General features: G+C 70.7%; 26 protein-coding genes and 1 tRNA gene. 15 read left to right on the forward strand and 12 right to left on the reverse strand.

Going from position 1 to position 24,021, the window contains the following annotated elements; all coding sequences use genetic code 11:
• Nucleotides 1-9 precede the first annotated feature (9 nt).
• Nucleotides 10-1,680: a DUF885 domain-containing protein gene (locus tag ACLQ3B_RS14260; RefSeq protein ID WP_425780936.1), complete on the reverse strand. Its 1,671-nt coding sequence runs from the start codon at nt 1,678-1,680 to the stop codon at nt 10-12.
• A gap of 130 nt (nt 1,681-1,810) precedes the next feature.
• Between ACLQ3B_RS14260 and ACLQ3B_RS14265 the strand changes: the two genes are divergently transcribed.
• Nucleotides 1,811-2,800 (forward strand): DMT family transporter, encoded by a 990-nt coding sequence (locus ACLQ3B_RS14265; protein ID WP_425780937.1) that lies wholly within the window; start codon nt 1,811-1,813, stop codon nt 2,798-2,800.
• A 63-nt stretch (nt 2,801-2,863) separates the two neighbouring features.
• On the opposite strand, the gene ACLQ3B_RS14270 is transcribed toward ACLQ3B_RS14265, so the two are convergent.
• Both ACLQ3B_RS14270 and ACLQ3B_RS14275 read right to left on the reverse strand, forming a co-directional pair.
• The gene (locus tag ACLQ3B_RS14270) at nt 2,864-3,937 is read right to left on the reverse strand and encodes a PHP domain-containing protein (protein WP_425781668.1); all 1,074 of its coding nucleotides are present in this window, start codon (nt 3,935-3,937) and stop codon (nt 2,864-2,866) included.
• 2 nt (nt 3,938-3,939) lie between these two features.
• The gene (locus ACLQ3B_RS14275) at nt 3,940-4,701 is read right to left on the reverse strand and encodes a M23 family metallopeptidase (RefSeq protein WP_425780939.1); all 762 of its coding nucleotides are present in this window, start codon (nt 4,699-4,701) and stop codon (nt 3,940-3,942) included.
• Between the two features lie 64 nt (nt 4,702-4,765).
• On the opposite strand from ACLQ3B_RS14275, the gene ACLQ3B_RS14280 reads away from it, so the two are divergent.
• From ACLQ3B_RS14280 to ACLQ3B_RS14295, 4 genes are all read left to right on the forward strand, one after another.
• Nucleotides 4,766-5,155, forward strand: coding sequence for a hypothetical protein (locus ACLQ3B_RS14280; protein WP_425780941.1), 390 nt, complete (start codon nt 4,766-4,768; stop codon nt 5,153-5,155).
• Between the two features lie 111 nt (nt 5,156-5,266).
• On the forward strand, nt 5,267-5,434 hold the full coding sequence (locus ACLQ3B_RS14285; RefSeq protein WP_167493094.1) for a hypothetical protein: 168 nt from the start codon (nt 5,267-5,269) through the stop codon (nt 5,432-5,434).
• A 117-nt stretch (nt 5,435-5,551) separates the two neighbouring features.
• Nucleotides 5,552-6,079, forward strand: coding sequence for a tRNA adenosine deaminase-associated protein (locus ACLQ3B_RS14290; protein WP_425780943.1), 528 nt, complete (start codon nt 5,552-5,554; stop codon nt 6,077-6,079).
• Between the two features lie 145 nt (nt 6,080-6,224).
• Entirely contained in the window at nt 6,225-6,671 is a 447-nt protein-coding gene (locus ACLQ3B_RS14295; protein WP_327036568.1) for a nucleoside deaminase, read from the forward strand.
• A gap of 14 nt (nt 6,672-6,685) precedes the next feature.
• On the opposite strand, the gene ACLQ3B_RS14300 is transcribed toward ACLQ3B_RS14295, so the two are convergent.
• Nucleotides 6,686-7,840, reverse strand: coding sequence for a sensor histidine kinase (locus ACLQ3B_RS14300; RefSeq protein WP_425780945.1), 1,155 nt, complete (start codon nt 7,838-7,840; stop codon nt 6,686-6,688).
• A complete protein-coding gene (locus ACLQ3B_RS14305) occupies nt 7,837-8,493 on the reverse strand; it encodes a response regulator transcription factor (RefSeq protein ID WP_396713781.1) in 657 nt (218 codons plus the stop codon). Before ACLQ3B_RS14305 ends, ACLQ3B_RS14300 begins: the two co-directional genes overlap by 4 nt.
• Nucleotides 8,494-8,634: 141 nt before the next feature.
• Here ACLQ3B_RS14305 and ACLQ3B_RS14310 point away from each other — a divergent pair, with 141 nt between their 5' ends.
• Genes ACLQ3B_RS14310 through ACLQ3B_RS14325 form a run of 4 tightly spaced genes read left to right on the forward strand, consistent with a single transcriptional unit; the run spans nt 8,635 to nt 12,126 of the window.
• Nucleotides 8,635-9,147 (forward strand): hypothetical protein, encoded by a 513-nt coding sequence (locus tag ACLQ3B_RS14310; RefSeq protein WP_425780948.1) that lies wholly within the window; start codon nt 8,635-8,637, stop codon nt 9,145-9,147.
• Nucleotides 9,144-10,235, forward strand: a complete 1,092-nt coding sequence (locus tag ACLQ3B_RS14315; protein WP_425780950.1) for a peptidoglycan-binding protein — start codon at nt 9,144-9,146, stop codon at nt 10,233-10,235. The genes ACLQ3B_RS14310 and ACLQ3B_RS14315 overlap by 4 nt, the downstream gene beginning before the upstream one ends.
• An 8-nt stretch (nt 10,236-10,243) precedes the next feature.
• Nucleotides 10,244-10,927, forward strand: coding sequence for an ABC transporter ATP-binding protein (locus ACLQ3B_RS14320; protein ID WP_425781671.1), 684 nt, complete (start codon nt 10,244-10,246; stop codon nt 10,925-10,927).
• The gene (locus ACLQ3B_RS14325; RefSeq protein ID WP_425780952.1) at nt 10,927-12,126 is read left to right on the forward strand and encodes an ABC transporter permease; all 1,200 of its coding nucleotides are present in this window, start codon (nt 10,927-10,929) and stop codon (nt 12,124-12,126) included. The genes ACLQ3B_RS14320 and ACLQ3B_RS14325 overlap by 1 nt, the downstream gene beginning before the upstream one ends.
• A 126-nt stretch (nt 12,127-12,252) precedes the next feature.
• Here ACLQ3B_RS14325 and deoD read toward each other — a convergent pair whose 3' ends face one another.
• Entirely contained in the window at nt 12,253-12,960 is a 708-nt protein-coding gene (deoD, locus tag ACLQ3B_RS14330; protein ID WP_425780954.1) for a purine-nucleoside phosphorylase, read from the reverse strand.
• A 75-nt stretch (nt 12,961-13,035) separates the two neighbouring features.
• Between deoD and ACLQ3B_RS14335 the strand changes: the two genes are divergently transcribed.
• A tRNA-Ser gene (locus ACLQ3B_RS14335) sits at nt 13,036-13,122 on the forward strand.
• Between the two features lie 307 nt (nt 13,123-13,429).
• Here ACLQ3B_RS14335 and ACLQ3B_RS14340 read toward each other — a convergent pair.
• The gene (locus ACLQ3B_RS14340) at nt 13,430-14,761 is read right to left on the reverse strand and encodes an alpha/beta hydrolase (protein WP_425780956.1); all 1,332 of its coding nucleotides are present in this window, start codon (nt 14,759-14,761) and stop codon (nt 13,430-13,432) included.
• 69 nt (nt 14,762-14,830) lie between these two features.
• On the opposite strand from ACLQ3B_RS14340, the gene ACLQ3B_RS14345 reads away from it, so the two are divergent.
• Nucleotides 14,831-15,418, forward strand: a complete 588-nt coding sequence (locus ACLQ3B_RS14345) for a TetR/AcrR family transcriptional regulator (RefSeq protein ID WP_425780958.1) — start codon at nt 14,831-14,833, stop codon at nt 15,416-15,418.
• A gap of 136 nt (nt 15,419-15,554) precedes the next feature.
• On the opposite strand, the gene ACLQ3B_RS14350 is transcribed toward ACLQ3B_RS14345, so the two are convergent.
• Nucleotides 15,555-15,812, reverse strand: a complete 258-nt coding sequence (locus tag ACLQ3B_RS14350) for a hypothetical protein (protein ID WP_425780960.1) — start codon at nt 15,810-15,812, stop codon at nt 15,555-15,557.
• 88 nt (nt 15,813-15,900) lie between these two features.
• Here ACLQ3B_RS14350 and ACLQ3B_RS14355 point away from each other — a divergent pair, with 88 nt between their 5' ends.
• Nucleotides 15,901-16,212, forward strand: a complete 312-nt coding sequence (locus tag ACLQ3B_RS14355) for a carboxylesterase family protein (RefSeq protein WP_425781673.1) — start codon at nt 15,901-15,903, stop codon at nt 16,210-16,212.
• A gap of 47 nt (nt 16,213-16,259) precedes the next feature.
• Here the strand turns inward: ACLQ3B_RS14355 and ACLQ3B_RS14360 are convergent, their stop codons facing one another.
• Both ACLQ3B_RS14360 and ACLQ3B_RS14365 read right to left on the reverse strand, forming a co-directional pair.
• Nucleotides 16,260-16,907 (reverse strand): response regulator, encoded by a 648-nt coding sequence (locus tag ACLQ3B_RS14360; RefSeq protein ID WP_425780962.1) that lies wholly within the window; start codon nt 16,905-16,907, stop codon nt 16,260-16,262.
• Nucleotides 16,895-18,115, reverse strand: coding sequence for a sensor histidine kinase (locus ACLQ3B_RS14365; RefSeq protein WP_425780964.1), 1,221 nt, complete (start codon nt 18,113-18,115; stop codon nt 16,895-16,897). The genes ACLQ3B_RS14360 and ACLQ3B_RS14365 overlap by 13 nt, the downstream gene beginning before the upstream one ends.
• Nucleotides 18,116-18,224: 109 nt before the next feature.
• Between ACLQ3B_RS14365 and ACLQ3B_RS14370 the strand changes: the two genes are divergently transcribed.
• Complete coding sequence (locus ACLQ3B_RS14370) at nt 18,225-19,382, forward strand: serine hydrolase domain-containing protein (protein WP_425780966.1); 1,158 nt, start codon at nt 18,225-18,227, stop codon at nt 19,380-19,382.
• Nucleotides 19,383-19,420: 38 nt separating this feature from the next.
• Entirely contained in the window at nt 19,421-20,974 is a 1,554-nt protein-coding gene (locus ACLQ3B_RS14375; RefSeq protein ID WP_425780968.1) for an alpha/beta hydrolase, read from the forward strand.
• Nucleotides 20,975-20,988: 14 nt separating this feature from the next.
• Here the strand turns inward: ACLQ3B_RS14375 and ACLQ3B_RS14380 are convergent, their stop codons facing one another.
• Together ACLQ3B_RS14380 and ACLQ3B_RS14385 are read right to left on the reverse strand one after the other, a co-directional pair.
• On the reverse strand, nt 20,989-21,483 hold the full coding sequence (locus ACLQ3B_RS14380) for a hypothetical protein (RefSeq protein WP_425780969.1): 495 nt from the start codon (nt 21,481-21,483) through the stop codon (nt 20,989-20,991).
• A gap of 92 nt (nt 21,484-21,575) precedes the next feature.
• On the reverse strand, nt 21,576-22,130 hold the full coding sequence (locus tag ACLQ3B_RS14385; protein ID WP_425780971.1) for a hypothetical protein: 555 nt from the start codon (nt 22,128-22,130) through the stop codon (nt 21,576-21,578).
• A gap of 323 nt (nt 22,131-22,453) precedes the next feature.
• Here ACLQ3B_RS14385 and ACLQ3B_RS14390 point away from each other — a divergent pair, with 323 nt between their 5' ends.
• Nucleotides 22,454-23,983 carry a hypothetical protein gene (locus ACLQ3B_RS14390; RefSeq protein WP_425780973.1) on the forward strand — a complete coding sequence of 510 codons (1,530 nt, stop codon included), beginning with the start codon at nt 22,454-22,456 and terminating at the stop codon, nt 23,981-23,983.
• The last annotated feature ends 38 nt before the right edge of the window (nt 23,984-24,021 follow it).

The raw sequence follows: 24,021 nt of genomic DNA on the forward strand, positions 1-24,021 counted from the left end.
GTGACCAGGTCAGAGCCGGGCCAGCGCCCGGCGCAGCGGGTCGAGACCCAGCGCGCCCAGGTCCAACGCCTGCCGGTGGAACTCCCGTAGGTCGAAATCGGCGCCCTTGCGGGCCTTGGCGTCCTCGCGGGCCTGGAGCCAGATCCGCTCACCCACCTTGTACGACGGCGCCTGCCCCGGCCAACCCAGGTAGCGGTTCAGCTCGAAGCGCAGGTTCTCGTCCGGAACCCGGCAGTGCGCCCGCATGAACTCCCAGCCCAGCTCGGGCGTCCACCGCTCGCCCGGGCGGAAGCCGAAGGGGTTGTCCTTCGGGATCTCCAGCTCCAGGTGCAAGCCGATGTCCACGATCACCCGGGCGGCGCGCATCGCCTGGCCGTCGAGCATGCCCAGCTTGTCGCCCGGGTCCTCCAGGTAACCCAGCTCGTCCATCAGCCGCTCCGAGTAGAGCGCCCAGCCCTCGCCGTGCCCGGAGACCCAGCAGAGCAGCCGCTGCCAGCGGTTGAGCAGGTCGGCCCGGACGGCGGTCTGCGCCACCTGGAGATGGTGACCCGGCACGCCCTCGTGGTAGACCGTGGTCACCTCTCGCCAGGTGGAGAAGTCGCTGATGCCCTGCGGCACCGCCCACCACATTCGACCCGGACGGGAGAAGTCCTCACTCGGGCCGGTGTAGTAGATGGCGCCGTCGCTGGTCGGGGCGAGGCAGCACTCGATGCGGCGGACCTGCTCCGGGATGTCGAAGTGGGTGCCGTGCAGCTCGGCGATCGCCTTGTCGGCCAGCGCCTGCATCCAGTCCCGGAATGCCTCCTTGCCCTGGATGGTCCGGGCCGGGTCGGCGTCCAACGTGGCCACGGCCTCGTCGACCGTGGCACCGGAGCCGGAGATTCGCCCCGCCACGACCCGCATCTCCGCCTCCAGGCGGGCCAGCTCCGCGAAGCCCCAGGCGTACGTCTCGTCCAGGTCGATCTTGGCGCCGAGGAAGTACTGCGAGGCGAGCTCGTAGCGCTCCCGGCCGGCGGCCTGCTTGTCCCGCCCGTGCGGGGCCAGCTCGGTCCGCAGGAACTGACCGAACTCGGCGGTCGCCGCGGTCGCCGCCGCCGCGCCCCGGCGCAGCTCCGCGCCGAGCGTGCCCTCCGCCCCCAACCGCTCGACCAGCCCGTGGAAGAAGTTGTCCCCGGTCGGGTCGACCCAGATGTCGCACTGCTTGGCCACCTCGACCAGCTGCACCTTCGAGCTGACATCGCCGGCGGCGAGCGCCTCACGCAGCGTGGTCTTGTAGCCCTCCAGTGCGGCGCTGAAACCGTTGAGCCGAGCAGCGATGTTGGCCTGATCGTCGCTGGTCGCCATGGGCATCAGGTCGAACACCATGCGGATCTCGTGCAGCCCGCTGGTGATCACACTGACCTCGCTTGTCACCTCGCCGGCGTCGTACCGGGCGAGGTCCAGGCCGAGCCGTTCCTGCATGGCTTCCTTGGCGGTCCGTTCCGACTCGGTCTCCGGCTCGATCACCTCCAGCCCGGCGAGGGTCCGGCGGGTGAGATCCGCGCGCGCCGCGTAGCCGTCGGGCGACAGATCGTCGAGCTGGTCGTCATGGCCGGCGATGCCGACGAAGGTCGCGCCGGTGGGGCTCAACGGCGCCCACTCGGCCACGTAGCGATTGGCGAGTTCATCAATTCGTCCCACGCTGCGACCCTACGTGACCACCCCACCCCGTTGTCGCCGACGTTTGTCGTGTTGGAGCTGCGGGTTCGGGCACGCGGCGACGGGCCAAACGCGCGCGACTTTGTCGTACGGATGCGGCAGAGTGTCAGGGGTGACCACCGATACCACTCCTGACAGAGCGCCGGTCCGCGCCTGGTTGCCCGGCTTCGTCGCCCTCGCCGCGATCTGGGGTTCCAGCTTCCTGTTCATCAAGGTCGGGGTGGCCGAGCTGCACCCGGTTCAACTCACCCTCTACCGGGTCGTCGCCGGCGCCTTGACCCTGCTGGTGGTGCTCGCCGTGCTGCGCGACCGGCTGCCCCGCGAGCCCCGGGTCTGGGCGCACCTGACAGTCGTCGCCGCCTTCGGCGTGGCCGTGCCGTTCACCCTCTTCGGCTACGGCGAGCAGCGGGTCGAGTCGATGCTGGCCGGCATCTGGAACGCCACCACGCCGTTGATCGTGCTGCCGCTGGCGGTGCTGGTCTTCCGCACCGAGCGGCTCACCCCGCGCCGGGCGGTCGGGCTCGGGCTGGGCTTCGTCGGGGTGCTTGTGGTGCTCGGGGTCTGGGAGGGCATCGGCGGGGCGCACTTCACCGGCCAGCTCATGTGCTTCGGTGCGGCGGCCTGTTACGGCGTGGCCATCCCGTACCAGAAGCGATTCGTCGCCGGCAGCTCGTACTCGGGTCTGTCGCTCTCCACCGCGCAACTGCTGCTCGCCGCCGCGCAGTTGGCCATCGTCACGCCCTTCGTCGCCGGCCTGCCGCCGCTGCCCACCGAGCTGTCCACGGGGGTGGTGGCAAGTGTGCTGACCCTCGGCGCGCTCGGCACCGGCCTCGCGTTCGTGATCAACATGCGCAACATCCGGCTGGCCGGCGCGAGCACGGCGTCCACCGTCACGTACCTGATCCCGATCTTCGCGGTGCTGATCGGTGCCGTGGCGCTCGACGAACGCCTCAACTGGCACCAACCGGTCGGCGCGCTGATCGTGCTGCTCGGGGTCGCGGTCTCGCAGGGGATGTTCGGTCGCCGTCGGACCAGCCCGGTCGGCGGCGTCAGCGCACCCGCCGCGCCTGCCACACCCGTTGCCGAACCCGTCCGCGGCTGACAGACCACCACACCCATCGGGCACGTGATCGACGCCGAGCTGAGGCGGCGGCGGGTGGGCTGGTCAGGGGCGGTGGTGCGTCCAGGCCACCAGTTGCTCTGCCGACCAGGTGTTGATGACACGGTCGGCGGGGACGCCGCAGAGGGCGGCGCGTTCGCAGCCGAAGCGTTGCCAGTCGAGTTGGCCGGGCGCATGCGCATCGGTGTTGATGGCGAACCGGCAGCCAGCCTCCAGCGCACGGCGGATCAGGCGCTTCGGAGGGTCCTGCCGCTCCGGCCGAGAGTTGATCTCGACAGCGGTGTCGTGCTCGGCGCAGGCGGCGAAGACGGCGTCCGCGTCGAAGTCGCTCTCCGCCCGGGTACGCGCGCGGTGCCCCCGATCGCCCGGACCGGTCACCCCGGCCGGGCGGGACGACACCATCCGGCCGGTGACGTGGCCCAGGATGTCCAGGTGGGGGTTGGCGACCGCCTTCAGCATGCGGCGGGTCATCTTCGCCCGTTCGTCCTTCAGGCCGCTGTGCACCGACCCGACCACCACATCGAGTCGCGCCAGCAGCTCCTCGTCCTGGTCCAGGGAGCCGTCGGCGAGGATGTCCACCTCGATCCCGGTGAGGATCCGGAAACCCTCGGGCAGTGCCGCGTTGACCTGCGCCACATGGTCGAGCTGCCGGCGCAGGCGTTCCGCGGTCAGCCCCCGGGCCACCGTCAGCCGAGGCGAGTGGTCGGTCAGCACCAGGTACTCGTGGCCCAGCTCCACCGCGGCCAGGGCCATCTCCTCGATGGGCGAGCCGCCGTCGGACCAGTCCGAGTGGGTGTGACAGTCGCCGCGCAGGGCGGCGCGCAGCGCCGTGGCCTCGGCGTCCAGGTCGCTGCCCTCGGTCGCCACCAGCCGGCGGAGGTAGACCGGCTCCTCACCGGCGAGGGACTCCGCCACGCAGCGAGCCGTGACGTCACCCACCCCGGCCAGCTCGGTGAGCGTCCCGTTGCCGGCCCGTTCGGTCAGCTCGGTCGCCGACAGGCCGGCCAGCGCCTTCGCCGCCGACCGGAACGCGCGCACCCGGTAGGTGGCCTCGTTGGCGCGCTCCAGGAGAAACGCGATCCGGCGCAGGTCGGCGATGGGATCTCTCGCGCGAGCCATGATCAGGGCGCCTTCGGGCAGCCGTGCCTGCGTTGCCACGCGGTGACCTCGGCGGCCGGTTCGCGATTGCCGCCGCGCCGCCAGGAGTCCAGGTACCGCGCCGGCCAGATCACCCCGCGCCGGATCCACCAGCCGTCCTTGTCGGCGCACGCCGGCGAGATGCCGAAGTGCACGTGGCAGACGTTGTTCGCGTTGCCGGTGCGGCCCACCTTGCCGAGCTGCTGCCCGGCGCGGACCCGCACCCCGGCGTCGACGCCGCTGGTCACCACGCTCAGGTGCGAGCCGTAGTAGCGCACCCCGTCGTCGCCGAGCAGCGAAACCGACAGGCCGCCGTTGTCCGGGCCCTGTGGCCCACGCTTGCGGTACCTGTCGACGCGGCTCACCTCCAGCACCGTCCCGTCGGTCACCGCCACGAACGACTCGCCGCAGTCGGCGAAGAGGTCCGTCGCCGGGTACGCCCCGTGGGTCGGGTGGTAGTCGACGTCGTCGGCGCGTACCGGGAAGACATGCTTCAGCCCGGCGCGGGGCGCCGTCGCCGACGGCCGGGCCGACGACGGCGGCGGGGGGCTCGGGTCGGTCGCCGCCGGCGCGGGCGACTGCGGCGTCGGCTGGTCGGCGGTCGCCCAGACCGCCGGTGGCGTCGGGGCGGCGCCGTCGGGCACCCCCGGCCTGGTGGTCGCGCAGCCGGCGGCCAGCACCGGGGCGAGCAGCAGCAGGACCGGGTACGCCGGACGAGCGCGGCGGCTGATCGTCGGCGAGGACATCCGGTCATCCTGGCAGAGCCGGTACCGTGGACACGAGCGGCACGCGTGAGGGAGGGCAGCGACGGTGACCATTGCCCGACCCGAACCTGGCCCGGATTTCGGTGCCGTCCGCCCGGTGCCGCGTACCCCGTCGGGTCTCTTCCCCTCCGGGCCACCGACCCGGCCCGCCTACCGTGAGCCGCACCCGATCACCGGCGGTGGTGTCGCCGCCGGCGGCGGCGCGGCGGCCGGTTGGCTGCTGCTGTTCGGCCTGCTCGGCACCGACGTGGCCAGCTACGCGTGGTGGACGGTGATCGCCGGCCTGTTGGCCTGGGTCAGCGCCCTGGTGTTGGTCCGCTACGGCGACCGAGGGGTGGCCACCGGGGTCGCCATCGTCACGGCTGGTGGCTGGAGCATCGCCGCCGCCGTGGTGGCGGTCCGCTGGGCGACAGGTGGTGACTGGCCGCTGTGGTGACCGGCACGGACAGGCCCCGAAATGGCCCCCGTCGACTGCACCGTGTGCCCGGTTGGCTGCGTAGCGAACGCCGTCTTGACGTGGCCGCCCAGACTCGGCACGCTCGGGGCTATGGCCTGGACCACTCCCCGGCAGGATCCCGATCGCAGTCGCCGTCGCCTGCAGTTGCTGGCCGAGTTGGCGGGCGCCCGGGCGGTCCGCCAGCGCAGCCGACCGCAGCGGCAGCGCACCGAGCGTCTGCGCCAGCTCATCGCCACCCGCCGTCGAGTGGTCGGCTGATCCGACTTTGTCAGGAATGACCCGCCCTTCGGGGCGTTGACGGGTCGCCCGCCGACTCGACCGGCTAACGTGCACGCGTAACGAGTCGACGCAGTGTCGAGGGCTATTGGGGGGACCGTGTCGTACTTCGCTGCGGCCGTGGTGCGCGACGACAGTGGCTGGACCGCCGCCGAGGTCAGCCTGCGTGGCGCCACCGACATCGACGAGGTTGCCGACCGGCTACGAGACGTCGACCTGGAGGCCGACGTGTCGTTGCTCTTCGTCGAGGCCGATGACGCGTACCTGGTGATCCTGCGTCTCGACGAGGGCGAGGACCTGCGGGTGTTCGGCTCGGACTCCGCGTACGCCGAGGAGTCGCAGCTGGGGTCGCTGCTGGTCGGTGACCTCAAGACCTCGGTCACCGGGCTCGACGGTGACGACGAGCCACGCCCGGTGAGCACCGGCGACGAGGAGAGCGAGCAGCCCGTCGTCGACCCGGAAGCCGACCCGGTCGGCGACGCCGACCTGCTGGCCAACCTGGGCATCTCCGCGCAGAAGCTGCTGACCCTCTGCAGCCACGAGGGAATGATGCCGGCGGACGTCACCGCCGAGATCTGCCAGGTGCTCGGCTGCGTCGACGAGGTCGAGGAGCTGCGTGAGGTCTGAGCCGGCCGACGCCACCGATCCTTCCTTGGAGTCGATCCGGCCGGGCCAGCCGACCCCCGGTGCGGTGGGCCGCGCCGGACCCGGCGCCCACGAGGGCCTCGCCGACCCGGGTGAGGTCGGCCGACGGCAGCGGCACGAGCTGTGGATGCGCCGCGCGCTGGAAATCGCCGTCGCGGGTCCTCCCGTTGACGACGCGGTCAGCACCGACGTCGACGACGTGCCGGTGGGGGCGGTGCTCTACGGGCCGGACGGCACCGAGTTGGCCACCGGACGCAACGAGCGGGAGTTGACAGGCGACCCCACCGCCCACGCCGAGGTGCTGGCCCTGCGCCGGGGCGCCGAACGCACCGGCCGGTGGCGGCTGGACGGCTGCACCCTGGTGGTCACCCTGGAACCGTGCACCATGTGCGCCGGGGCCCTGGTGCTGGCCCGCGTCTCCACAGTCGTGTTCGGCGCCTGGGAGCCCAAGACCGGCGCGGCCGGGTCGCTGTGGGACGTGCTGCGGGACCGTCGGCTCAACCACCGCCCCGAGGTCTACGGCGGGGTGTTGGAGGCCGAGACCGCCACCGTCCTGCGCGCGTTCTTCCGCTGAGGCCGGGCCGCCGGTCAGGCCGGCGGCAGGGTGACCGTGACGATCAGGCCACCGGCCGGGCGGGGCTGCGCCTCGGCGGTGCCGCCGTGGGCCCGGGCCACCGCGCGGACGATGGACAACCCCAACCCGAAGCCCCGCGCCCCGGCGACCCGCTCCCGCGACAGCCGACGGAAGGGCTGGAACATCGTCTCGACGTCGTAACCGGGGATGACCGGGCCGGTGTTGGTCACCGTGAGGGTGGGCCAGCCGTCGACCAGCCCGGTGCGCACCTCCACCCACCCGTCGGCGGGCAGGTTGTGGCGCAACGCGTTCTCCACGAGGTTGAACGTGAGCCGCTCCAACAGCACCGGGTCGCCGCTGGTCGGCGCCGGGGCCAGGGCCCGCCGAACCCGCACCCCGGGTGCCTGCTTCCCGGCCTGGTCGGTCGTGTGCGCGCAGACCTCGGCCAGGTCGACAGGCGTACGCTCGGTCAGCTCGTTCTCCGAGTCGGCCAGGGTCAGCAGGCCGTCGATCAGCCGCTCGTGGCGTTCGTTGACCGCCAGCAGCGACTCGCCCAGTCGCCGGGTCTCGGCCGACGCGTCCGGGCGGGTGACCGCCAGCTCCACCAGGGCGCGGTTGAGCGCCAACGGCGTACGCAGCTCGTGCGAGGCGTTCGCCACGAACCGGCGTTGCCCGTCGAAGGAGCGGTCCAGCCGTTCCAGCATCTCGTCGAACGTGTCGGCGAGTTCACGTACCTCGTCGGGAGGGCCGGTCAGCGCGATCCGCTCGTGCAGGCCCCGGCCGGCGGTGTCCGCGCCGGCGATCCGGCGGGCCGTGCCGGTGATCTGGTGCAGCGGCTGCAACGCCCGGCCGGCGAGCAGCCAGCCGAACGCGATCGCCACCGTCGACACCACGATCAACGCGATGCCGCCCTGGGTGAGCAGCGACTCCAACGCGTTGCGCTTCGCCTCGTCCTGCACCTGCTGCATGAGCGCGCGCAGGGTGTCGACGTTCTGCCCGCTGGGCGTGGTGGGGGAGATCTTCGGCAGGTCCCGCAGGCTCACCCCGAACGGCTGCGGCATCCGCTGATCCACAAGCACGTACGTGACGGCGAGCAGGACCACGCCGGCCAACAGGAAGAGCCCCCCGTAGATGACGGTGAGGCGGGCGCGGATCGTCAGGCGTTTCATCGGATCTGGTACCCCGCTCCGGGGACCGTCTCGATCACCGGCGGGTCGCCGAGTTTGCGGCGCAGCTTCATGACTGTCACCCGGACCACGTTTGTGAACGGGTCGATGTGCTCGTCCCACGCGCGTTCCAGCAGATCCTCGGCGGAGACCACCGCGCCGTCGGCGCGCAGCAGCTCGGCCAGCACCGCGAACTCCTTGCGGGACAGCGCCACGTGCCGGTCGTCCCGGCGTACCTCGTGTCGGGCCGGGTCGAGCTGGATGCCGGCGCGACGCAGCGTCGGCGGTGCCGCCGGACGGGACCGGCGGGTCAGCGCGTGCACCCGAGCCGACAGCTCGACCAGGGCGAACGGCTTGGTCAGGTAGTCGTCGGCGCCGAGCGCCAACCCCGCCACCCGCTCCCGGACCGCCGCCGACGCGGTGAGCATCAGCACCCGGGTCTCCCCGCCCGCGTCCACGATCGCCCGGCACACGTCGTCGCCGTGCACCACCGGCAGGTCCCGGTCCAGGACCACCACGGCGTACTCGTTGACGCCGAGCCGTTCCAGTGCGGCGTCCCCGTCGTATGCCACGTCGACCGCGAACGACTCCCGACGCAGCCACTCGGCGATGGCGTCCGCCAGCACACTCTCGTCCTCGACCACAAGCACTCTCACCCCTCCATGGTGCTCGGGGTGCGGTAACGGCGGCATAACCGCCGACGGTAACGCCACGGATACGCCCGTTGCCGTGCACTTGGTGTCACGTTCGGCGAACCACGCCGGACCTGAGCGGAAGCGGACACCATGCGACGACAGATGCTTGCGATCCCCGTCCTGCTCGCCCTGGCGCTGTCCGGGTGCGGCGGGGGAGGCGACGACGGCGGTGGGGTCGCGACCGCCGGTGGGGCGAAGGCCGAGGCCACGGCGAGCGGCACGCCGGTCAGTGACCATGACCGGCAACTCGCCTTCGCCAGGTGCATGCGGGAGAACGGGGTGGACATGCCCGACCCGGAGGCGGGCGGTCGTCCCGGCTTCCGGTTCGGCGCGGACGTGGACCAGCAGAAGGTCCAGGCGGCCATGGAGAAATGCCAGGACAAGCTGCCCAACGGCGGGCAGGGACCACAGCTCAACCCCGAGCAGGCCGAGCAGATGCGCGCACTGGCCAAGTGCATGCGGGAGAACGGGGTGCCGGACTTCCCCGACCCGGACGCCGACGGGCGGGTCCGGATCGGGACGGGGGGCAACGCCATCGACATCGGCGATCCGGCCATGAAGACCGCACTGGAGAAGTGCCGGCAGCACGCGCCGCAGTTCGGCGGTGGCCGGTGACCGGCACCATCCGACGCTCGCGGCTGCGCGCCGCCGTCACCGGAGGCGTCGTCCTGCTGATCGCCGCCGTGGGCGTGGTCGCCGCGGTGGGCTTCGGCGGCGGCGCCGACGGGGGCCACGCCCAGGCCGGCAGCGCGCCACCGGCCACCGCCACGGTCACCCGGCAGACCCTCGCCGACTCGGAGACCGCAGACGGCGAGCTGGGGTACGGCACGACGCGTACCGCCACGGCGAAGGTCAGCGGCACCGTCACCGCCCTGCCGGCGACCGGGTCGACGGTGCGGCGGGGCAAGGCGCTCTACCTGGTCGACAACGAGGAAGTGGTGCTCCTCTACGGCACGTTGCCCGCGTACCGGACCCTCGCCCCCGGGATGGAGGGTGCCGATGTCGCCCAGTTCGAGCGGAACCTCGAAGCGCTGGGCTACACCGGCTTCACCGCCGACGACGAGTACACAGGCGCCACCGCGGACGCCGTCCGGGACTGGCAGGAGGACCTGGGCCTGACCGAGACCGGTCGGGTCGAGCCGGGGCGGATCGTGTACGCCGACCGGGAGGTCCGGGTGGAGAGCCACCAGGCCGACGTCGGTGATCTCACGAAGCCCGGCCAGGCTGTGCTTGCCTACTCCGGCACCAACCGGGTCGTCACCGTCGAGCTGGACATGGACGACCAGCGGTTGGCCAAGCGCGACGCGAAGGTCACCGTGCGGCTGCCGGACGGCCGGACGGAGGCGGGCACCATCAGCACTGTCGAGACGGTCGTCCAGGCCGGCACGGCCGGCGCCAACGGGCAGTCCGACGACCCCGAGACGAAGATCGAGGTGACCGTCGCGGTGACCGACCCGAAGGCCCTCACCGACTTCGACCAGGCCAGCGCGGACGTCACGTTCACCGTATCGGAGCGCCGCGACGTGCTCACCGTGCCGGTGGCGGCGCTGTTGGCGCTCGCCGAGGGCGGCTACGGCGTCCAGGTCGCCGACGACGGCGCGAACCGGGTCCTCGCCGTGACCACCGGGCTGTTCGCCGACGGCCGGGTGGAGGTCACCGGTACGGGCATCACCGAGGGCACGACCGTGGTGGTGCCGACGTGAGCGGCGAGGTGATCGTGCTCGACCGGGTCAGCAAGCGGTACGCCGGCGGTGTCGTCGCGTTGGACGACGTGTCGCTGGGGATCGGCCGTGGCGAGTTGGTGGCGATCGTCGGCCCGTCCGGATCGGGCAAGTCGACAATGCTGCACCTGATCGGCACCCTGGACCGGCCGTCGTCGGGCAGCGTGCTCATCGACGGTTACGACGCGGCGAAGCTGACCGACCGGGAGCTGTCCGCCCTGCGGGCCACCCGGATCGGCTTCGTCTTCCAGCAGTTCCACCTCGCCCCCGGCGTCCGGGTTGTGGACAACGTGGCCGACGGGTTGCTCTACTCCGGCGTACCGCTGCGGCGGCGGCGCGACCGCGCGGAGGCCGCGCTGGTCCGGGTCGGCCTGGGCCACCGGTTGGGGCACCGGCCGCACGAGCTGTCCGGCGGGGAACGGCAGCGGGTGGCCGTGGCCCGCGCGGTGGTCGGCGAGCCCGCGGTGCTGCTCGCCGACGAGCCGACCGGCAACCTGGACTCCCACTCCGGTGCCGGGGTGTTGGAGCTGCTGCACGATCTGCACCGGGCCGGCACCACAGTCGTGGTGATCACCCACGACCGGGAGATCGCGGGCAGCCTGCCCCGGCAGGTGCGGATGCGCGACGGCGCGGTTCGGCACGACTCGGCCCTCGCCTCGGGCGGGGTGGGCTGATGGCGACGCTGACCCCGGCCCGACTGGGACCGGCGGACGTCCTGCGAGTTGGTGGGGTGGGGCTGCGGACCCGTCCGCTACGGGCGTTCCTCTCCGCGTTGGGCATCGCGATCGGCATCGCCGCGATGATCGCGGTGGTCGGCATCTCCTCGTCGTCCCGGGCCGAGCTGGACCGGGCGCTCGACGCGCTCGGCACCAACCTGCTCACCGTCGAGCCCGGCAGCACCCTGTTCGGCGCGGACGCGCAACTGCCCGAGGAGTCGATCGCCATGATCGGGCGGATCGGCCCGGTGACCGAGGTGTCCGCGACCGGGCAGGTCTCCGACGCCAAGGTGTACCGCTCGGACCGGATTCCGGTGGCGGAGACCGGTGGCATCGCCACCCGGGCGGCCCGGCTGGACCTGCTCGACACCGTGGGGGCAGTAGTGGCCACCGGCACCTGGCTCAACGATGCGACCGCCCGCTACCCGGCGGTCGTGCTCGGGGCCACCGCGGCGCAGCGGCTCGGGATCACCACGGCGGACCCACAGGTGCAGGTGTGGCTGGGCGGACGGCCGTTCACCGTGGTCGGAACCCTCACCGCCGCACCACTCGCCCCGGAACTGGACACCTCGGCGTTGATCGGCTGGCCGGCGGCGACCGAATACCTGGGCTTCGACGGCCACCCGACCACCGTCTACACCCGGGCGCAGGAGTCCCAGGTCGAGGCGGTCCGGTCGGTGCTCGGCGCGACCACCAACCCGGAGGCGCCGAACGAGGTCGAGGTGTCCCGGCCCTCGGACGCGCTGGCCGCCGCCGAGGCGACCGACGACGCGTTCACCGGGCTGTTGCTGGGGCTGGGCGCGGTCGCCCTGCTGGTCGGTGGGGTCGGTGTGGCGAACACCATGGTGATCTCGGTGCTGGAACGCCGCGCCGAGATCGGCCTGCGCCGGTCACTCGGCGCAACCCGCGGTCAGGTACGGACCCAGTTCCTCACCGAGTCGCTGCTGCTCTCCGCGTTCGGCGGGATCGGTGGGGTGGTGCTGGGCATCCTGGTCACCTCGGGCTACGCGCTGTCGCAGAACTGGCCGACAGTGGTGCCGGCCTGGGCGATGCTCGGCGGGGTGGGCGCGACAGTTGTCATCGGCGGCTTCGCGGGCCTCTACCCCGCCGTGCGCGCCGCCCGCCTCGCGCCGACCGAGGCGCTGGCCGCCGCCTGACCTCCGCGGCCTTTGCGGGCGGACGGGTCGGGCGGGTCGAACGCTAAAGAGCGTGATGACTGTGCGGCATCTTGATGCCCCACCGTCATCACGCTCTCTGCGGTGTTGCCCGCCCGGTCAGCCGGCTCAGGCGATGATCGTGTCCAGGGCGATCTCGACCATCTGACTGAAGGTCTGCTCGCGCTCCTCCGAGGTGGTCTTCTCACCGGTCTTGATGTGGTCGCTGACGGTCAACACGGTAAGCGCGCGGGCCTTGAACCGGGCGGCGATCGTGTACAGCGCCGCCGACTCCATCTCCACCGCCAGCACGCCATAGTCGGCGAGGGTGTCGTACAGGTCCGGCCGGTCGGTGTAGAAGGCGTCCGCCGCCAGAATCGGCCCGACGTGCATGGTGATGCCGCGCCGCTCGGCCACCTCGACCGACGTACGCAGCAGCCCGAAGTCGGCCACCGGGGCGTAGTCGATCAGCCCGTCGAAGCGCATCCGGTTCATGTTCGAGTCGGTGGACGACCCGATCGCCGCCACCACGTCCCGCAGTTGGAGGTCGGTGCTGAGGGCACCACAGGAGCCGACCCGGATCAGCGTCTTCACGCCGTACTCGTTGATCAACTCGTGGGCGTAGATGGAGGCCGACGGCATGCCCATGCCGGAGCCCTGGACGGAAACCTCGACACCGTTCCAGCGGCCGGTGAAGCCCAGCATGCCCCGAACCGTCGAGTAGCAGGAAGCGCCCTCGAGGTAGGTCTCCGCGATCCACTTGGCCCGCAGGGGGTCACCCGGCATCAGGACCCGCTCGGCGATCTCGCCCGGCTTCGCGCCGATGTGCGTACTCATGGCAAAGATCCTGCCAGGCCGGCTTGGGCGATACCGGTTCGGCGTCAGAACCCGCGGTCCTGTACCCTCGTCGGCGGTGGCGTGTCCGAGCGGCCTAAGGAGCACGCCTCGAAAGCGTGTGAGGGTTAACGCCCTCCGAGGGTTCAAATCCCTCCGCCACCGCTCATGAACAGGCAGAACGCTTGGCAGGTCCGGAAGGACCTGCCAAGCGTTTCGCCTGTGGTCTCCGTGTTCTCCGCGGGGCAGTTGGCCTCGACCGTTCATGGGCGACGTCTTGCCGGCCGCGTGGGCACGGTGGCTTACCGAGTGCTCGCTCGCAGTGCGGTCAGCCGCATGGTTGGCCCTCCTCTTCGTCCATGTTCGTCATCTCGAGCATCGGATAGTTCTCAGCCATACGAATGTGGCCGCCGGTTCACCGTCACGAATCAGTACGGGCGACAAGGCCGCAACGGCGGGTGTTCTGGCGCTGTCATTTGTGGTCATCAAGGAATGTGGAGATTTCGGCGCGGGTCGGGTAATTCGGCAGGGGTGCCGTCTTGTCTTGAAGGAACGCGGTGATGACGGCGGCGGCCCGTTCATTGTTGTCGTCGAGGCCGTTCCACATGTGGTGTCCGACGCCAGGCATGTACTGGGTGCGCTGGATGGCGGGGTCGTTGTCAAGGACGGTGGTCGCCCATTGACGGATCTGTGCGGAGCACTCCGCAATCATCAGCATTGCCGGGGTGCGGGAGAGCCTGAGCTGCGGGGCAATGGAGGGCGAGTCCTTGATCGTCTGCTGGACGTTCAGGCTCGCGGCGGCGCTGAAGGAGAAGTTCTGCGCCGTGTCCTCAGTGGGGATGCGGTGCGCGTCCCGCGCGCAGTAGCCGGACGCGGTGTCGCTGCCGAGATCGGCGGCCGTGAAGGCGTTGGCGCCTTCGGCCTGCCCGATCAGGGCGGTGTCGGGTGAGAGGAGCCCGAGGCGCATGAGGCCGAATGCGACCCCATACCTGGGGACATATGTCGACCGTGGTCCGCTCGTGGCCGGTGCGAGGCCGCGTGCAGATGGTCGCCCCTGTTGCCCGTTGATCCGCGCCGTGGGGCCGTCCATCGGGCCAGGCTCGCCAATGATCGCTCGGTGCATGTTTGCGGCGACGCCCGGGTCGGCCAGGGCTTGGGTGAGCACGACCGCGCCTGAGGAGAATCCGAGGACGTCGACCGGACCCTTGCCCAGGTGGTCGATGAAGGCGTCGAGGTCGCGGACCGACCTGGAGACGGTGTATTGGTCCATGGGTAACAGGTCGCTTCGCCCGCCGCCGGCCTGCTCGTAGGCGTAGACGTCGTAGCCCTGCCGTGCCAGGAGTTGCAGGAATTGGTGGTCGAGCAGCGAGATGCTGCGGACGGGCCCGCCGTTGAGGTACACGAAGGGCCTCGCGTACGCCGTGCCGTTCGGGGAGGGCGGGTAGTGGTACACCGCGACCCGGCTCCCGGTGGTCAGGCTCCAATGCTGCGTTGCCACGAACGGTAGATCGGTCGGGTATCGCCGCTGCGTGGATACGGTCGGGATGCAGACCGACGCCGCCAGCGCTGAGGCGACGACCACCGGCAGGAGCCGCACGAGTCGGGTCGGCCACCTCTGGCGGCGGCCCCGCCACAGCGTCGCCACGGTCCCAACTCCGAGGGTCGTCAGCCATGCGGCGAGCCCCGATCCTGCCCCGTCCGTCAGGACGATCAGTGCGAGAAACAGGACGAGCAGTCCCACGATGACGGCCAGGGCCAGGCCCAGGCGGCCGGCGAAGCGGGCAAGGCGGATGGAGGGTGGCATCACGGCATCTCCAATAGTTTCCAAACGTTGTTTCGAAACAACGTATCAGGCAGGCCTAGGATGGTCGCCATGGGTAGGCCGAGGACGAACGACGACGCCGTCAAGGAGCGTCTTGTAGCGTCCGCGACAGAAATGTTCGCCACCCATCCCCGAGACTCGATCACTGTTCGCGCCCTGGCTGCTGCCGCAGGGACCGCGACCGCGGCGGTGTACTCGCTGTTCGGCAGTAAGGACGCGCTGATCGGCGAGGTACGCAACAGAGCGGTCGCCGGGTTGTTCCAGGAACTGTCGGCGGTGCCAGCCTCCGACGAGCCCCTTGCCGACATCTACGGGCTCGCTGTCGCCTACCGGCACTGGGGGCGCGAGCACCGCCACCTCTACACGGTGTTGTTCGGTGGCGTGCAGTCCTTCGACCCATCGGGCGTGGTCGGTACGGGCGACCCCGTCCGACCGCTCCTGGAGGCGATAGGTCGTGCCTTGTCGGCGTCCGCGCTTGTTGGCGATGCGACATCTATCGCCCTCTCGATCTGGGTGACCCTGCACGGACTCGTGACTCTCGAACTGGCCGGGGCACTTGACGCGGCCACGGCCGAGTCCGCATTCCGATCGACAGTTCTTGCTACTCTTCGCGGCTGGGCGATGACACCCCGTACCTAAATCGGATGAGCGCGGACGGCAAGTTAACGCCCTCCGAGGGTTCAAATCCCTCCGCCACCGCTCATGAAATGCAGAAACGCCCGGTCGATCCGCGAGGATCGGCCGGGCGAGAGGAATTCCCAGTGGTTGTCGTCGATCATCGCCGGCGCGTCCCACTCCTCGATGACCCGCCGAGCACGGCACCCGTGTCCAGATCAAGGCAGAATTCGCCACCCAACCCGTCCGTGGCGTAACCGAATCGCAACATGCCAGCCCGAAGAATCAAATCCGGGCCGAGCAGAAACAGGTCGTACTCGTCGAGGCGCAGCGATTCCGGCAGGTCGACGCTGGCCAACTGTTCCCGCAACTCCGGCGACAGCGACTCCCACCCGTCGAGCTTCATCAGCGAGGACATGGCGGTCAATCTGTCGAGCGCCGACCAGCCGCGCGGGGATCAACTCGGCTAGGACACCTGATCGCTCGCGCGCCGCTTCGCCGCGCGTATCCCTGCGCCGGCACGGCACGGGCTCCCGTTCTTCACCGCGGGGCCCGAGCCGACCTTCCCCGTCGGGGCGTACCACTGCGCCGAACTGCCGTACCTGTTCACGGTCGACTACGCCGAGGCGCTCACCTCGACTCAGCGGCGGCTCTCCAGCGATATGGTCCGGACCTGGAGCGATTTCGCCCGGACGGGTCGGGCGGGCTGGCCCCGGTTGCGCGCTGATGCCCCGTACGTGCGGGTGTTCGCCGGGGGATCGGGCACGACGGACCTCGCGGCCGCCCACTCGTATGAGTTCTGGCGGTCGTTGGACTGATCTCGTGGCCACCACGGGTGGGCTGGTCCTCGGTGGGGCCGGCCCGCTCACCGGCCCGCATCCTTAAGGAAGGTGAGCACGGCGGCGACCCGGCGATGCACGTCGCTGTCGGGTAGCAGGTCGAGCTTCGTGAAGATGTTCCCGATGTGCTTGCTCACCGCGCGCTCGGTGATCACGAGCTGGGCGGCGATGCCCGTATTGGTGCTGCCTCCGGCCATCAGCGCGAGCACCTCGCGTTCGCGGGCGGTGAGATCGGTGAGCGGGTTGCGCCGGGCGGTGACGAGTTGGGCCACGACCTGCGGGTCCAGTACGGTGCCGCCGGCGGCGACCCGGCGCAACGCGTCGAGGAACTCCTCGACCCGGGACACCCGGTCCTTGAGCAGGTAGCCGACGCCGCCTTGCCCGTCGGTGAGCAGCTCGGTCGCGTAGGCGCGCTCGACGTACTGGGACAGCAGCAGCACCGGCAGCCCGGGGTGCAGCCGGCGGGCGGCCAACGCGGTCTGCAACCCCTCGTCGCGGAACGTCGGTGGCAGTCGGATGTCCATGATGGCGATGTCGGGCCGCTGCCGGTCGATCGCCGCGATGACGTCGTCCGGTGTGTCGACCGCGGCCGTCACCTCGAAGCCGGCGGTGCTGAGTAGCAGGCTGAGCCCTTCCTGGAGCAGGACGTTGTCCTCGGCGATCAGGACGCGCACGGCAACTCCACCCGTAACACGGTCGGCCCGCCGACCGGGCTGCTCAGCTCGACCCTGCCGTCCAGTGCCGCGACCCGGCGCCGGATGCCGGTCAGACCGGTGCCGGTCGACGACTGTGCGCCGCCGATGCCGTCGTCGGTCACGTTGACCACCAGCTGACCCGCCCGGTGCTCCACCCGCAGGTCACCACCGGTGGCCCTGCTGTGCCGGGTGATGTTGGTCAGCGCTTCCGCCACGACGAAGTAGGCCGCGCTCTCCAACGCCGCCGGCAGTCGTTGCAGCGGGGTGACCTGGACCGTGAGCGGCACCGGACAGTCGGCGGCGAGCGCGTGCACCGCGCCAGGGAGCCCCCGGTCCGCCAGAATCGGCGGGTAGATGCCCCGCACCACCGCGCGCAGCTCGGTCAGCGCTGCCTCGACGCTCGTCCGCGCCCGGTCGACCAGCTGGTCCGCCAGCGCCGGGTCGGCCGCCCGTTGACGTTGCGCGACGCCGAGCTGGATGGCGATCGCCACCAACCGGGCCTGGGTGCCGTCGTGCAGGTCGCGCTCGATTCGCCGCAGCTCCGCCGCGTGGGCGTCGAGTGCGCCGGCCCGGGTGGCGGTGAGCTCCGTGACTCGCCGCTCCAACCGGCTCCGCGAAGACGGCGCGAACGACACCCGTGCCGCCCGGGCGTACGCCACGGCACAGGCCGGGACGGCCCACCGGAGAAGTGCCAGCGCGGCGAGCCCGAGCAGGGGCGGCACCAGCAGCGCCTGGGCCCAGCTCCGGATCGGCACGACGAAGGTGAGCGGTGCCTCGACCGGCACGGCCCACCACATCAACGGCACGACCAACCCACCCAGCGCGAGCAGCCAGAGCAGCAACACACCAGCAGCGAGCGGCACACCGGCGACGGCATGCACGGTCAGCCAGACGGCACTTCGGTAGGTGGCCGGATCGCCGGCGGCGACGCGCAGCCAGGCGGCCCGACTGGCACACGACACCCGAGGCTCGGCCGGAGCCGCCAAACCCAGCAGCCGGTCCGCGCGGCGCCGTTCCAGGCGAGCGAGCGAGCGGAGGACACGCACGGCTGGCGGCAGCAGTGCGACGCCGACCACGAGGAGGCTCAGGCCAAGTGCACCGGCGAGCGCGCCGATCGCGACCGCCGACGCCACCGCAGTGGCCCCGCCGGTCACCAGGTACGTCGTCGCGAACCATGCCCGCCGCATCGTCATATTCTCCGTCCACAGAGGCGGCCGGGCAGTGTAGCCAGCTACACCATTGATCCGGGTCTCTACTCCCTCGTGGCTCCGCCGGGCCGTCCCTAGCGTCGACGACATGAGAAGACCGACACGACGGCACACATTCGGCGTGCTCGCCGGAGTTGTCCTGCTCACCCTCGCCGCCGCGGGTGCACCAGCCGCGGCCCGTCAACCAGGGCCGGCGTGTTCCGGCCGACCGGTGACGAGCGCCGCGCTGCACGACCTGACCGGCACCCATCGTCTGGTCGGCGCGGCGATCGAGGTGGACGGGCCCCGGTGCGGCCGCTGGTCTGCTGCCAGCGGAAGGGCCGACCTGCGAACGGGCCGGCCGATGCGGGTCGACGAACGGATCCGGATCGGCAGTTCGACGAAGACATTCACCGCGACCGTGGTGCTGCAACTCGTCGCGGAGGGCCGGCTCGTCCTGGACGCCCCGATCGAGAGATACCTGCCGGGTCGGGTCCGGGGCCACGGGTCCGACGGCCGACGGATCACCGTCCGCGATCTGCTGCGGCACACCAGCGGGCTGGCCGATCACGTCGACGCGCTCGACTGGGACCGAATAGATCGATGGCGGTATCGACACTTCGCGCCGGAGGAGTTGATCGCGCTGGCACTGGCCCAGCCGGCACCCGTCACGAGCTGGCACTACTCGACCACCAACTACGTCCTCGCCGGCCTGATCGTCGAGCGGGTCACCGGCCACGACATCAACGTGGAGATCGCCCGGCGGATCATCGGGCCGTTGGGCCTGCACGACACCTACTGGCCGGGCGACTCGGTGCGGATCCGGGGGGCCCATCCGCGCGGCTACGCGTTGGTCGACGCCGAGCGGCGGCGCGACGTCACCGAGTTCAACATGTCGTACGGCGGCGCTGGTGGGGCGCTGGTCTCGACCCTCGCCGACCAGAACCGGTTCTTCGCCGCGCTGCTCGGCGGTCAACTGTTGGGCCCCGTCCGCCTTGCCGAGATGACGCAGACCGTGCCGACCGATCCGGACCGGCTGTGGCCCGGCGCGCGATACGGGCTGGGGATCATCTCGACGCCGTTGGCCGGCTGCGGCGGCGCCCTGTACTGGGGCCACGGTGGCACGACGCCAGGCTTTCGCACCCTGGGCGGGGTCACCGCCGACGGTCGCCGGGCCCAGTTGGTGGTGAACGACGAGCCGGCGTCGTACGAGAGCTGGCAGGCGCTGTCCACGACTCTGCACACCGCCCTGTGTGCGGCCCGGTGATCCGCCACCGAGCCGAGTCCCCAACCGAGGAGATGACGATGACCTGGAACAGACGCGCCGCGACGACGATGAGAACGGTGGCCGCGTTGACCGCGCTGGCAATCACCGTCACCGCCGCCGGGCCGGTGTCGGCCGCGGCTGGTGCCGACGACGTGGCCGGCGCCCAGCGACAACGACTGGACTGGCACACCTGCCAGCGGGGCTCGGCCGACCCGGCTGGCGCCGAGCTGGATCGGGCCGGCGCGAGCTGCACCGAGCTGACCGTTCCGCTGGATTACGCCCGTCCGCACGGCCGCACCATCACCCTGGCATTGTCCCGGCTGGCGGCGACCGACATCGCGCACCGGCGCGGAGTCCTTCTGTTGAACACCGGCGGTCCGGGTGCGCCGGGGATGTCGGACGTCCTGCCGATCCGACAGTGGCTGGGTGACGTCGGGGCGCGGTTCGACCTCATCGGGCTGGACCCTCGGTTCGTCGGTCGCAGCACCCCACTGGATTGCGGCTGGCCCACCGGCACCTGGACCCGCTCCGCGGGGCCAGGCCGTGCGACCTTCGATCAGCTGACCGCATTCCAACGGGACCTGGCTGCCCGGTGCGCCCGCCGTCATGCCGATCTACTGCCGCACGTCACCACGCGGAATACGGCCCGCGACATGGACCTCCTCCGAGCCGTTCTCGGCGAGCACAAGCTGTCCTACCTCGGCTATTCGTACGGCACCTACCTCGGCGCGGTCTACACGCAGATGTTCCCCGGGCGCGCGGATCGGGTCGTCCTGGACAGCGCTGTCGACCCCGCCGAGTATGGCGCGCGGGTGGTGCGCGAGGCCGGACCCGCCAACGAGGTCGCACTGAGCGACTGGGCGGAATGGGCGGCCCGCCGCCATGACCGGTACGGCCTGGGCGGCACGGGCGGCCAGGTGCTGGCCGTGGTGGACGGGATTCTCGCAGCGGCAGCGCGCCGCCCGCTCCGGGTGGGTGGCTATGAGGTTGACCGGCAGTCGGTGCCGTATCTGCTGCTCAATCGGCTCAGCGACGACCGGGACGAGACCCAGGCCGACCTCGCGGAGACGGTAAGGGTGCTTCGGCAAGCCGTGGTGTCGGGCTCGGCGACACCTACCGCATCATTGGCGGACACGCTGTCGTTTCTGTTCACAGGTGCCGAGTCGGCGACCGGCAGCGTGCAGGCCGCGATCCTCTGCGGGGACGTGCCGGTGCCCCGCGATCCCGAGCACTATTGGCGTGACATTCGCCAGCACCGGAGCAGCGAACCCCGATTCGGGGAGTTGACCAGGTCGATCAGCCCGTGCGCATTCTGGCCACGGCAGTCCCGGGAACGGCCGACGGTGGTGCAGAACGACGTGCCAGCGCTGATCGTGCAGTCCACTGGCGACACCCGCACGATCTACCGACACGGGCAGGCCATGCACCGAGCGCTCACCGGCTCCCGGCTGCTCACCCTGCGCGACGCTCGGATCCACGGTGTCTTCGGCAACTACGGCAACAGGTGCGTGGACGACGCAGTCGTCGCCTATCTTGCCGACGGACAGTTGCCGGCCAGAGACCTCGACTGTGGCGGCCACACGTCGCCCTGATCAGACCGCGCCGGTCAGCACGGGCCCGCACCCTCGTCGAAGAGGCGGCGGGCCCAGTCCGCGTACCCGGCGATGGTTTTTCGGACCGTGCGCCCGTCGTGCAGGAACAGGTACGCGCGGTCGCCGCTGCGGGCGAGTAGCCCATCGAGGCGGCGTGTCCCCTGTGGAGCACGAAGTCGGCTGACCTCTGGATAGCGGTCCCAGACCTGGTCGACGGGCGAGCCCGCCGTTATGCCCTCCGGTGTCCGCATCGGGTCGCCGACCCAGAGCAGCACGAGTTTGTCCTCGACGAACACCGGGCTGACCGTGTCGTGGCCGGCCAGCACCGGCCCGCAGGCATCCAGACTGGTACGCAGGATGCCGCGTCGGGTCAGCTCGTCCTCGGTGGCACCGAACTCGATGTTCTGTAGGCCGTTCAGACCGATGACCTCCACGCTGCCGGCGGGCCGGCCATCCGGGATCGGCCCGGTTGGCGGTACGCCACTGCCAGCGATCGAGGCAGCCGCCATCAGCGTGGTGATAAACGCAAATTGTCGCAATTTCATGGAATCCCCCAGTCCCCAACGGAACGGGAGCGTTCAGGTTGCTGCCGGTGGCGGAATTACTGGTTTTCCCACTGTTCGACCAGCTCATCCCAGTAGTCGGCGCTGAGTCGACGTCGCCCGTGCGCCAGCCAGCCGTCGGTGTTCCGCTCCAGGTGCAACCCCAGTTCGGCGAACCTGTCGATCCAGGTGCCGGGCTCGACGCCGAGTCGGGTCAGAGCCGCGTTGATCGGCCACCGCTCGCGCGGCGCGTCCAACTCGTCGTCGAAGCATGGACCCCAGGACAGCGTCCCGCCCAGCCACACCGCCGCCGACTGGTGGCCAACGCCACCACCGAACTCCGCCTCCAGATAGGCCACCGGCCCCGACTGCGACCAGCGGGTCAGCACCTCGACCAGCGCCGTCGACAACACCAGGTCGAACGGGCGCGCGGCGCTCCGGTCGTCCGCCGCGAAATCCGGCAACGACCCGGTCAGCTCGATCACCAACTGCGGGGTGACCGGCAGTAACGCGAAGTCCTGGCGCAGCTCGCCGAGGACCGCGTGGTCCAGCTCGGCGGTCTGCTCTCGAAGCAGCTCAGCGTCCGCGACGATCGCGCTGAGCCGGTAAGCCATCGAGTCCTCCGCCGTCCACAGCCTGTGGATAGAACATGTGTACGACGGCTCCGGACTTGCCGAGCCGTCTCCGGACGGTACCCGCCGTCCGGGCTCGCCCTCGAATCAGTTGCGCTTGCACTGCCCGTTCGACTCATGTTGGCGGACGAGCCGGCCGCCTATCGTGTCCAGGCGCCTATGGAAACGGGGTCTCTGTGCGAAGAAGCGCGTCTCTTCTGGTTTTTCCAACTGTCCTGGCCAGCCTGGCGGTCGGCGCCCCCGCGCAGGCTGCGGAAGGCGTCCAGACCATCACCCGGGACGGCGTCGTAATCCAGCACCATTCGGTGGCCATCCGGAAGGCGACGCCCCGGTTGCGGGGCACGGGTGTCGGCCGATCCGACTTCGACGGCGACGGCATCGACGACATCGCGGCCTTTGGCGACCCGTTCGAGTACAGCTTGCCGCTGTCCCCGGCGGGCGTGGTCAACGTGCGGTACTCCTCGGCGCCAAAGGTCGACTACCTGATAGGTGTCATTCCGGGGGACGGCGGTGCCGTCGCTTTCGGTATGGCTCTCGTGGCCGGGGACTTCAACGGTGACAGCTACGACGACCTGGCGATCGGCAGCCCTGACGAGCCGGATCCCCGGAACAAGACCCACGCCGGCGGGGTCTGGGTCATTCCGGGTGGCCGAAACGGTCTGGTTGTCGGCTCGGCCATTCACTTCAACCAGGACTCGCCGGGTGTTCCGGATAGTCCGGAGGAATTCGACCAGTTCGGTGGTGCCCTCGCGGCCGGAGACATCAACGGGGATGGTCGCGACGATCTCGCCATCGGCGCCTGGGGTGAGTCGATCGGAAGCAAGGCGATCGCCGGGGCGGTCACCGTCCTCTTCGGTGGGTCGGCTGGCCTGACATCCGCCGGGGCTCAGCTCCTTCATCAGGACCAGGCCGCGGTGCCCGGGTCGGCCGAGAGCAACGACCAGTTCGGCTTCACGCTCGCGATCGGAAAGGTCGACAACAACCGTTACCAGGATCTGGTCATCGGCGCTCCTCGGGAAAACGACGGCACGAGCTTTGACGGCAGCGGCATGGTCACCCTGATGTGGGGCTCGGCGAGTGGTGTGTCATCCACCGGCGCGACCTCGGTCACCGGTGGGGCAATCGAACCCAACGATGGGACCGGCACCTACGTCTGGTACCTGGGTGACACGCTCGCGGTCGGCGACGTGAACGGCGACGGGCTGGGCGAGGTGGTCGTCGGCGCCCCCGGCGCGCAGACTCCGCACCTCAACGGTGGCCTCATCGCGGTCTTCGCCGGCCGCTCCGGCGGCCTGTCCAGCAGCGCGGTGCAGATCATCACCCAGCGTACGGCCGGCGTGCCGGACAGCCCCGAGGATGAAGACCGCTTCGGTGGTGCGCTCGCTGTCGGTGATGTGACCGGCGACGGTAGAGCGGATGTCCTGGTCGGTGCCCCCGGTGAGGACATCGGCTCGCGGGTCGACGCCGGCAACATCACCCTGCTCAAGGGCTCCGCCGGTGGGCTGACGGGTGCCGGGGCGCAGGCGTTCGACCAGAACAACTCGGCCGTCCCGGACGGGGCCGAGAACGGCGACAAGTTCGGTACCGCCATCGCACTGCTGAACCTCACCCGCGCCACTGGGTTGGACGCCGTCGTGGCGTCCCCCGGTGAAGAGGTGAAGGGCGACTACGCCGGATACGCGTCCGGGGTCATCAACCCGTTCTACAGTGCTGGCGGCGGGCTGGCGCCGCAGAACAAGACGTGGAGCGGTCTCTCCGCGCGCACTGAGATCGTCTGGCCCCAGCGCTTCGGTCTCCGGATCGCTGGGCCGCAAAGTGGTGGCCCGCTGTTCTGAGTGGTGCGAGGCAACGCCCGGTCGGTCTGTCGTTGGAC

Source organism: Micromonospora sp. DT53 (assembly GCF_049841535.1).
GTDB lineage: Bacteria > Actinomycetota > Actinomycetes > Mycobacteriales > Micromonosporaceae > Micromonospora.